The sequence below is a fragment of the Arthrobacter sp. A2-55 genome, assembly GCF_025548615.1.
Taxonomy (GTDB): Bacteria; Actinomycetota; Actinomycetes; order Actinomycetales; family Micrococcaceae; genus Specibacter; species Specibacter silviterrae.
On sequence record NZ_JAJLOZ010000009.1, the window covers coordinates 62,086 to 70,915 of the forward strand.

10 protein-coding genes are annotated in these 8,830 nt (G+C 64.9%); 7 read left to right on the forward strand and 3 right to left on the reverse strand.

Translation table 11 applies throughout. The features are described 5' to 3' along the window. Nucleotides 1–117 precede the first annotated feature (117 nt). Together LPN03_RS04570 and LPN03_RS04575 are read left to right on the forward strand one after the other, a co-directional pair. On the forward strand, nucleotides 118–252 hold the full coding sequence (locus LPN03_RS04570) for a hypothetical protein (RefSeq protein WP_262453275.1): 135 nt from the start codon (nucleotides 118–120) through the stop codon (nucleotides 250–252). Next, nucleotides 249–1,406, forward strand: coding sequence for a N(5)-(carboxyethyl)ornithine synthase (locus LPN03_RS04575; protein ID WP_262453276.1), 1,158 nt, complete (start codon nucleotides 249–251; stop codon nucleotides 1,404–1,406). The genes LPN03_RS04570 and LPN03_RS04575 overlap by 4 nt, the downstream gene beginning before the upstream one ends. 18 nt (nucleotides 1,407–1,424) lie before the next feature. Here the strand turns inward: LPN03_RS04575 and LPN03_RS04580 are convergent, their stop codons facing one another. Beyond that, complete coding sequence (locus LPN03_RS04580; RefSeq protein WP_262453277.1) at nucleotides 1,425–1,838, reverse strand: VOC family protein; 414 nt, start codon at nucleotides 1,836–1,838, stop codon at nucleotides 1,425–1,427. A gap of 62 nt (nucleotides 1,839–1,900) precedes the next feature. On the opposite strand from LPN03_RS04580, the gene LPN03_RS04585 reads away from it, so the two are divergent. After that, the gene (locus LPN03_RS04585; RefSeq protein WP_262453278.1) at nucleotides 1,901–2,320 is read left to right on the forward strand and encodes a very short patch repair endonuclease; all 420 of its coding nucleotides are present in this window, start codon (nucleotides 1,901–1,903) and stop codon (nucleotides 2,318–2,320) included. Here LPN03_RS04585 and LPN03_RS04590 read toward each other — a convergent pair. Both LPN03_RS04590 and LPN03_RS04595 read right to left on the reverse strand, forming a co-directional pair. Continuing rightward, the gene (locus LPN03_RS04590; protein WP_262453279.1) at nucleotides 2,317–3,363 is read right to left on the reverse strand and encodes a fatty acid desaturase family protein; all 1,047 of its coding nucleotides are present in this window, start codon (nucleotides 3,361–3,363) and stop codon (nucleotides 2,317–2,319) included. The genes LPN03_RS04585 and LPN03_RS04590 overlap by 4 nt on opposite strands. A 98-nt stretch (nucleotides 3,364–3,461) precedes the next feature. Continuing rightward, on the reverse strand, nucleotides 3,462–4,793 hold the full coding sequence (locus LPN03_RS04595; protein WP_410468558.1) for an MFS transporter: 1,332 nt from the start codon (nucleotides 4,791–4,793) through the stop codon (nucleotides 3,462–3,464). 129 nt (nucleotides 4,794–4,922) lie between these two features. On the opposite strand from LPN03_RS04595, the gene LPN03_RS04600 reads away from it, so the two are divergent. The 4 genes from LPN03_RS04600 to LPN03_RS04615 form a co-directional block, all read left to right on the forward strand. Then, nucleotides 4,923–5,798, forward strand: a complete 876-nt coding sequence (locus LPN03_RS04600; protein WP_165183178.1) for a LysR substrate-binding domain-containing protein — start codon at nucleotides 4,923–4,925, stop codon at nucleotides 5,796–5,798. A 67-nt stretch (nucleotides 5,799–5,865) separates the two neighbouring features. Further along, nucleotides 5,866–6,279 carry an aspartate 1-decarboxylase gene (gene panD / locus LPN03_RS04605; RefSeq protein WP_262453280.1) on the forward strand — a complete coding sequence of 138 codons (414 nt, stop codon included), beginning with the start codon at nucleotides 5,866–5,868 and terminating at the stop codon, nucleotides 6,277–6,279. 150 nt (nucleotides 6,280–6,429) lie between these two features. Next, nucleotides 6,430–7,356, forward strand: a complete 927-nt coding sequence (locus tag LPN03_RS04610) for an AEC family transporter (protein WP_262453281.1) — start codon at nucleotides 6,430–6,432, stop codon at nucleotides 7,354–7,356. Nucleotides 7,357–7,483: 127 nt separating this feature from the next. Beyond that, on the forward strand, nucleotides 7,484–8,830 hold a 1,347-nt coding region (locus LPN03_RS04615), incomplete at its 3' end, for a DUF853 domain-containing protein (protein ID WP_262453282.1).

Sequence of the window (8,830 nt, forward strand, 5' to 3'; positions counted from 1 at the left end):
CAAGTCTGGTGCCCCGGCCGTTGTCCACAACGTCCGGGGCACCCAGCCGTTTAACAAGCCAGTGCGTGTAGGGTCAGGGCTATGGGACCATCTTCGGTTCCACCTTAGGGAGCTGACATGGGCGACAAATCACCACGGCAAACTGCATCAAAAAAGTCCAGCAAGTCCATCAAGGAAAAGCGCGCAGACAAGCGCGCCGGCGAAGCGGGGCCCAGCATCGCCGACAAGCCCACCCCCGCAAAGAAAAAATGACGGCCGCAAGCTCCGGGCTGCGGCTCGGCGTCATTGGCACCTCGCGCAAGCCTGATGAGCGCCGCGCGCCGATTCATCCCGAGCACTTTTCCCGCATCGAGGCTGACATCCGCGCCCGCATGGTGGTCGAGGAAGGTTACGGGGAGCAGTTTGGCATGTCAGATGGTGCCCTCGCGGAGCTGGTGGGCGCCGTGTTCCGGCGGGAAGAGGTGGTGGCGGGTGCCGACGTCGTGCTTCTGCCCAAGCCGCAGGCCTCTGACCTGGCGGAACTGCGCGACGGCCAGGTGCTGTGGGGCTGGCCGCACTGTGTCCAGGACCGTGAGATCACCCAGCTGGCCATTGACAAGAAGCTGACCCTGATCGCCTTTGAAGCCATGAACCACTGGGCGTCCGACGGCGGTTTTGGCCTGCATGTCTTTCACAAGAACAACGAGCTGGCCGGGTACTCCTCGATCATGCATTCGCTGTCGCTGATTGGCTCCACAGGCGATTACGGGCGCCGGATGAAGGCCGTGGTGATCGGCTTCGGGGCCACCGCCCGCGGCGCCGTCACAGCACTGAATGCCTTGGGCATCCGCGAGGTGCAGGTGCTTACCAGCCGCAGCGTGGCCGCCGTGGCTGCGCCGATCCACTCCGCCGAAATGGTGCAGTTCGATTTCGCGCCCGAGCCTCCCCACACCGGATTTGTCATGCTCGACGACGGCGACGCCCCCTTGGCAGCGTTCCTCGCCGAGGCGGACATTGTGGTCAACTGCACGCTGCAGGACCCGAATGCGCCCATGACGTACCTGACGGAGCCAGACCTGGCCGGATTCCGTCCGGGCAGCCTGATTGTGGATGTTTCCTGCGACGAGGGCATGGGCTTTAGCTGGGCCCGCAACACCAGCTTCACCGATCCGATGTTTACGGTGGGCGACAACGTCAACTACTACGCCGTGGACCACACCCCCAGCTACCTGTGGAACTCGGCCTCGTGGGAGATCAGCGAAGCCCTGTTGCCGTTCATTGAACCGGTGCTGGCCGGCCCGGCGGCCTGGGCGGAAAACGACACCATCCGGCGCGCCATTGAAATCCGCGACGGCATCATCGTCAACCCGGCCATATTGGAGTTCCAGCGGCGCCGGGCAGACTACCCCCACCTGCCGGTGGCGTAGCGCGCCCCCGGCCAGTGGTCACCCGGCCGCTGGGGGTAGGATCGGCTCGAAAAGCTCCACCAGGTTGCCGGACGGGTCCTCCACCAATACCTGCCGGCCCCCGACTCCCTGGACCACGGAGCTGCGCAGCGGCACGCCCGCGGCTTGGAGGCCGGCCGCCTGCGCAGCAACGTCCGCCACTTGCAGGGAGATTCTGTTCCACCCGCCGGGAACGGGGAGCGTGCCATCCGCCAGGGCCCGGCCGCCCCCTCCCGGTGCACCGTTTAGATCCGTGGCGCCGGGGGCGCTGAGCAAAAGGCGCAAGGCGCCGCGGGACAGCATGGCGAATCCCGGAGCCGGGTGCATTACCTCCACAAACCCCAGCTGCCCCACGTAAAACCCAATGGCGGCGTCGACGTCATTGACAATGTACCGAACGCTGGCTTGTTCCATGGCCACACTCCTTCTAGCTATCCCTATCCCCCACGGTACGCCCGGCGCGTAGCATGGAGGCCATGGTTGATTCCCTGACCAGGGACCAGCGCCACAGGGTCATGGCGAACATCAAGAGCAAGGACACCAAACCGGAAATGCAGGTGCGCCGGCTGCTTTTTGCGGCGGGCTACCGCTACCGGCTCCATGCCGTGGGTTTGCCCGGCACACCGGACATCGTCTTCACTGCACGCCGCAAGGCCATTTTTGTCAACGGTTGCTTTTGGCATTCGCATTCGTGTCCCAATGGCACCCACAAACCGCAGACCAACCCCGAATTTTGGGAGGCCAAGCGCGCCCGTACGGTGGAGCGGGACGCCCAGGCACTGGCCCTGCTTGACGGCCTGGGCTGGGGCACCATCACGGTGTGGGAGTGCGGGCTGAAGGACATGGACCAAGTGGCCGCGGCACTATTCAGCTTTTTGGGGCCGGCCCGCACTTAGCGGAACTGGCGAACCAGCGGGCATTCAAAGGGATCTACGGCGGAGAGCCCCACCCGGTTCAGGTACCTGACCACGATGGCGTAGGACTGCAGCAGCCCGGTTTCCGTCAACGCAATGCCGTTCCTACCGCAGGCCTCGCGCACCAGGGCGGTGCTGCGCCGCAGCTCAGGCCGGGCCATGTCCGGGAACAGATGGTGCTCCACCTGCCGGTTCAGCCCGCCCATGAGCGTGTCCATAAAGATCCCGCCGCGAATATTGCGGCTCGTCACCACCTGGCGGGTCAGGAAATCAACGCGGCTGCCGGCCTCCAAAATGGGCATCCCTTTGTGGTTCGGTGCAAAGGACGCCCCCATGTAGAAGCCAAACACGCCCATCTGCACGCCGATGAAGGCCAACGCCATACCCCAGGGCAGCATGAGGAACAGCACCACCAGCAGTGCACCAAAGCGCAGCACCAACAGGCCGATCTCCACATAGCGGAACCGCACGCCGCGCCGGCCAAACAGCGTCTTGGCCGAGTCCAGGACCAGGCTGAACCCCAGGAACAGGATCAGGGGAAACAGCAGCGCCCCCTGGTGCCGGGTCACGACGGCGGCAAACCCGCGCTTGCTGGCCGCACCTTCCTCATGGAAGGCGACCACGCCGGTGTGGATGTCCGGGTCCTTGCCCTTGGTGTTGGGATTTTGGTGGTGCGCCGTATGCTTCTTCACCCACATGGCATAACTCATGCCCACCAGCAGCGGCCCCAAAATCCGCGCCGTCCAGTCGTTCGTCCGCCCGGAGGCGAAGATTTGGTGGTGGGCTGCCTCGTGGCCCAAAAACGCGAACTGGGTGAACAGGACTCCCAGCGCGGCCGCGATCAGCAGCTGGTACCAGGTCTGCCCCAAGAGCACGAACCCGGTCCCGACGGCCCCCAGCGCCAGCACCAGGATGGCGAACACCATCCCATAAAACGCACGACGGCGGCGCATGAGTCCCGCTGTCCGCACCGTTTTCAGCAGGGCTGAGTACGTTTCGACGACGTGGTTGGGATTTGTGGGCATGGTGTCACCGGCGTAGGTCAGGGTCGACCAATCAAGCCGGCAATGAAAGCGTAGTTTCTACGTGGTTTAAGTCTAGGTCCGGTGGCTGGGAATGTAATCTATGAATTTTTCGGCACTATGAACAGGGGCGCCCGCAGGCTGCGGAGATTAACCTTCAGGGCCAGGTGGCCGCGGCGGGCCAGCGTGATTCCGATGGTAGCGGCTGCCAGCGCCGGCATGCCGCCGGCCACCAGCATGGCCCAGTGGACGCCGAGGTGCTCGGCCAGCCAGCCCATGAGAGGGCCGCCCAGCGCCTGTCCACCAATGAGCACCATGATGTACAGGCTCATGACGCGGCCACGGACCAGCACGTTGGTGGACATTTGCACCAGCTGGTTGGAACTGGTCAAAAAGAGCAGTGACGCAAAGCCCGCCACCACCATGACGATGCCAAACGTAACCATGTTGGGGGAAAGCGACGCCAGCATCAGCACCACGCCGTAGACACCGGCAGCCGTAATCACCGAGCGCAGGCGCAGCACGGCAAACCGGGTCGAGGCCAAGGCTCCCATGAGCGCCCCGAGCGCAACCAGGGTGTTCAGCAGGCCGTAGCCTCCGGCACCGGCGTCGAACACGTTGTTGGCGTAGGCCGCCATCAGCACGGCCAGGCTCAGGCCAAACACGGAGATGAAGCCGGCCATCACGGCCGGCCAGAAGATGGTGGGCTTGGATCGCAGGTACCGCACCCCTTCCATGAGCTGGCCCTTGGAACGCTTGGCGGGGGCCGACTTGATGAGCTCGCCGGGGCGGATCAGGATCAGGGAAATGACGGTGACCGTGCAGGCCAGCGCGTTAACTGCGAAGGCCCAGCCGCCACCCACTGCCGTGATCAGGACACCGCTGACGGCCGGGCCGATCATCCCGCCCATTTGGAAAATGGAGGAGTTCAGGCTGATGGCGTTGCGGAGCTGCTTCGGCCCCACCAGTTCATTGACGAAGACCTGGCGGGCGGGTTGGTCGGCCACCACCACCAGGCCCAGGATGAAGGCGATGAGATAGACGTGCCACACCTGCAGGTGACCCGTCAGCGCCAGGGTGGCCATGATGGCGGCCAGTATCCCGGCGGAGCCCTGGCTGATCATCAGGATCAGGCGCTTGGAGTACCTGTCCGCCAGAATTCCGCCCAGCGGCATGAGCACCAGGGACGGGATGAACTGCATGAACACGGTGATGCCCACGGCGGTGACGGAACCGGAGAGTTCCAGCACCAGCCAGTCCTGGGCCACGCGCTGCATCCAGACGGCGGTGACGGCCAGCAGGTTTGCCGTGGCAAACACGCGGTAGTTGCGTATTTTGAGCGAGGAAAAGGTTTGGCTCCACGGCGGGCGCGTGGTCACCATGTTGATGGGGGCGGTCAGGGCAGCATTCGGGGTTGCTGGTGGGGGCGTCAACGCTTTAATCCTGGGCTGGAAGGGTTTTTGGGGGGTCCTGCCGTTAACACTACGGAAGCATTCTTCATAGGGAAGAGGTATGGTGCCTATAAGTACCATTGCGAATCGTAATCGTGAGGTGATTTCCGAATGCATGACACCCCCTCTTTTGACCCGGCCCAGCTGAAAAGCTTCCTGGCCGTGGCCCAAACACGCAATTTCACGCGGGCGGCGGAACGGCTGGGCATCAGCCAGCCCACCGTCAGCCAGCACGTGCGCAAACTTGAGCAGGCGGCCGGGCGAATCCTGGTGGCGCGGGACACCCGCGACGTGCGGCTGACCGACAATGGGGACGCCATGGCCGGCTTTGCCCGCACCATCCTCGCCGCCAATGACGCCGCCACCCGCTACTTTTCCGGTGCCGCCATGCGCGGGCGGCTGCGCTTCGGCACGGCGGACGACCTCGCCATTACCGGGCTCCCCCGGATTCTGCGCGAGTTCCGCCAGCTGTACCCCCAGATCAACCTGGAGCTGACCGTCAGCCAGAGCGACCAGCTGCACCGGCGGCTCCAGGCCGGGCTGCTGGACCTGGTATTCGTCAAATGGGTCTCCGGCGCCCAGGAAGGCGAAGTGGTCAAGACGGACCCGTTCGCCTGGGTGGGGCTGGAACAGACAGTGCTTGAACCGGGAGCCCCCGTGCCCGTCATCGTGTACCCGGCACCGAGCCTGAGCCGGAAACTGGCGCTGGATGCCCTCGAGAAAGTGGGCCGGACGTGGCGGGTCACGTGCACCACCAAGCAGATCAGCGGAGTTCTTGCCGCACTCCGGGCCGGAATTGGCATTGCCGTCATGCCCACCTCCCTGGTGCCTGACGACCTGAAAATCATCACGAAACGCTTTGACCTGCCGCCCGTGGGAGACGTGGACTTCACCTTGATCCGCAACCCGCTGGCAAACACTGAGGTGGTGGACGCGCTGACCCGGGCCATCATGGGCCGCAAGCTGACTCCCGTGGGCCGCAGATAGCGATATGTTTCGGCTATGGCCCCGCTCACAGCAACCTGCAAGGCCCCCGCGGTAGACTGGAGGCGTTATGAACCGAACCATGTTTAAGTCCAAGATCCACCGCGCCACCGTGACCCACGCCGACTTGCACTACGTTGGTTCCGTCACCGTCGACGCCGATCTGCTGGACGCCGCAGACATCCTGCCCGGCGAATTGGTCTCCATTGTGGACATCACCAACGGAGCCCGGCTGGAGACGTACACCATCGCGGGCGAGCGCGGCTCGGGGGTCATCGGCATCAACGGCGCCGCCGCCCACCTGGTCAATGTGGGCGATCTGGTCATTCTGATCACCTACGCCCAAATGTCCATTGCCGAGGCGCGCGACTATGTTCCCGCCGTAGTCCACGTGGATGCCAACAACAAGATCGTCAAGCTGGGCACCGACCCGGCCGAGGCCATCACCGAGGGCCTGTCCCGCCCAGCCCTCGCCGCACGGTAGGCGAGTCCCGGCACCTGCCCTGGCGCCGCCGTCGTGCTTCCCGGCGAATCCGACAGGCTGACCGCTATTGTTCCTTTGGCGGCCGGAATGCGCTTTCTCGGCATAGGCTAGGGACGTGCCCGCCGTGAACGCCACCCTGCAAACCCCGCCATGCTAGCTGTCATCGAGGGGTTTTCGGTTGTCTGGCTGATTATCCTGGTCGGCTGGTTTGTGGGCAGGCAAAAAGTGCTGGGCGAGAATGCGCCAGAGGTCCTGAGCCGGCTGTCATTTTTCGTGGCCAGCCCTGCGCTGCTGCTGGAGACCCTGTCCAAGGCGGACCTGGCGGAAGTGTTTTCCGCGCCGCTGCTGGCCGCGGCCCTGAGCGCCGTCATGACCGGCGGGCTGTTTTTCCTGATCAGCAGGCTGTGGCTGCGGCGCTCGGTCAGCGAGGCGCTGCTCTCCGCAATGTCCTCCTCGGTGGTCAATGCCGCCAACCTGGGCATCCCCATCGCGGCCTACGTTTTGGGCAATGCCGCGCTGATTGCGCCCGTGCTGATTTTCCAGCTGGCGTTTTACACCCCGTGTTACTTGTTGCTGCTGGACACCACCACCAGCGGGCGCAGGGCCACCCCGGGCCGGGTGTTCCTGCAGATTTTCCGCAATCCCATGATTCTGGGCACCCTGGTGGGCCTGGTGCTGGCAGCCACGCACTGGAAACTGCCGGCCCTGGTTGCCGAGCCCGTGCACCTGATTGGCGGCGCGGCCATTCCCGCCATTCTGATCGCCTTCGGCATGTCCCTGGGCAGCAGCAAGCCGCTGGCAGCCAAGGACGGCTGGCGGACTGACACCTTGCTGGCCACCGGGTTCAAGCTGGCGCTGCACCCCGTGGTTGCGTACCTGCTGGGGCGTTTTCTCATCGGCATGGACGGCGCCGCGCTGTTTGCCGTGGTGGTGGCCGCGGCCCTGCCCGCCGCCCAAAATGTCTATGTGTCCGCGCAGCGCTACCAGGTGGGCGTGACAGTGGCGAAGGACACCGTGCTGGCCACCACCATTTTGGCCATCCCGGCCATGTTTGTGGTGGCGCTGCTGCTGGGGTGATGACCCGTCACTTTGAAACGCGACCCCGTCAGCCCCCCCAACGGCGCTCCACTTCATGGTCCCGGCGCCGCGGACATCCCCCACGCAGATACAAGACGCAGGATGTGACGGCGGGTACGCTTTCGTTATGGCTACCAAGACACCCGCAGAGATCGTCTCATCCCTTCAGGCCGGCTACACGTTCAGCGGCTCATCCATCGCCCTTGGGGCCGCCATTGTGGACGGCGCCGTCCACCCCGAGGCGCAGGTCAGCCTGCCACTGGCCATGATGAACCGGCACGGCTTGGTGGCCGGGGCCACGGGCACCGGCAAGACCGTCACCCTGCACATGATGGCCGAGCAGCTCTCCACCGCCGGCGTGCCTGTGTTCATGGCGGACATCAAGGGCGACCTCACGGGGCTGGCCACGGCAGGCACGGGCAGCGACAAGCTCACGGCCCGGACCCAGGGAATCGGACAGCAGTGGGAATCCAAGGCATTCCCCGTGGAATTCCTGGCCCTGGGCGGGGCCGGGAACGGCGTGCCCGTGCGCGCCACCATCACCAGCTTCGGCCCCATCCTGCTCTCCCGCGTGCTGGGCCTGAACGAGACCCAGGAATCCAGCCTGCAATTGGTGTTCCACTATGCGGACACCAAGAGCCTGGAACTGTACGACCTCAAGGACCTGCGCGCCGTCATCCAATTCCTCACTTCCGATGAAGGCAAGGCGGACCTGGAGGAGCTGGGCGGGCTGTCCAAGGCCACTGCCGGCGTCATCCTGCGCAACCTGATCACCCTCGACGCCCAGGGCATGAGCGACTTCTTCGGCATGCCGGAGTTCGACACCGCCGAGCTGCTGCGCACCGCCCCGGACGGCCGCGGCGTGATCACCTGTCTGGAACTTCCCAGCGTGCAGGACAAGCCCCTGCTGTTCTCCACCTTCCTCATGTGGCTCCTGGCGGACTTGTTCCGCGACCTTCCCGAAGTGGGCGACGCCGACAAGCCCAAGCTCGTGTTCTTCTTTGACGAGGCGCACCTGCTCTTTACGGGCGCCAGCAAGGCCTTCCTGAACGCGATCACCCAGACCGTGCGGCTGATCCGTTCCAAGGGCGTGGGCATTTTCTTCGTCACCCAGACCCCCAAGGACGTTCCCGGCGATGTCCTGGCCCAGCTCGCCAACCGGGTCCAGCACGCCCTGCGCGCCTTTACCCCCGACGACGCCAAGGCGCTGAAGGCAACTGTTTCCACGTTCCCGGTCAGCGACTACAACCTCGAGGAAGTCCTCACCTCGGCCGGCATTGGCGAGGCCGTGGTGACGGTCATGAATGAAAACGGCGCTCCCACCCCGGTGGCCCTGACCCGCATGCGCGCCCCGGGTTCCGTGATGGGCCCGGCCGCCGACGACGCCGTCAAGGCCGTGGTGGCCGCGTCCTCGCTGCTGCCCACCTACGGGACGGCCGTCGATCCCGTCTCGGCCTACGAAAAGCTGCAGGGG

Bases quoted from the DNA above. Each gene is read 5' to 3' on its own strand.
- LPN03_RS04570 (WP_262453275.1), top strand. From the start codon at position 118: ATGGGCGACAAATCACCACGGCAAACTGCATCAAAAAAGTCCAGCAAG.
- LPN03_RS04575 (WP_262453276.1), top strand. From the start codon at position 249: ATGACGGCCGCAAGCTCCGGGCTGCGGCTCGGCGTCATTGGCACCTCG.
- LPN03_RS04580 (WP_262453277.1), bottom strand. From the start codon at position 1,838: ATGGAACAAGCCAGCGTTCGGTACATTGTCAATGACGTCGACGCCGCC.
- LPN03_RS04585 (WP_262453278.1), top strand. From the start codon at position 1,901: ATGGTTGATTCCCTGACCAGGGACCAGCGCCACAGGGTCATGGCGAAC.
- LPN03_RS04590 (WP_262453279.1), bottom strand. From the start codon at position 3,363: ATGCCCACAAATCCCAACCACGTCGTCGAAACGTACTCAGCCCTGCTG.
- LPN03_RS04600 (WP_165183178.1), top strand. From the start codon at position 4,923: ATGCATGACACCCCCTCTTTTGACCCGGCCCAGCTGAAAAGCTTCCTG.
- panD (WP_262453280.1), top strand. From the start codon at position 5,866: ATGAACCGAACCATGTTTAAGTCCAAGATCCACCGCGCCACCGTGACC.
- LPN03_RS04610 (WP_262453281.1), top strand. From the start codon at position 6,430: ATGCTAGCTGTCATCGAGGGGTTTTCGGTTGTCTGGCTGATTATCCTG.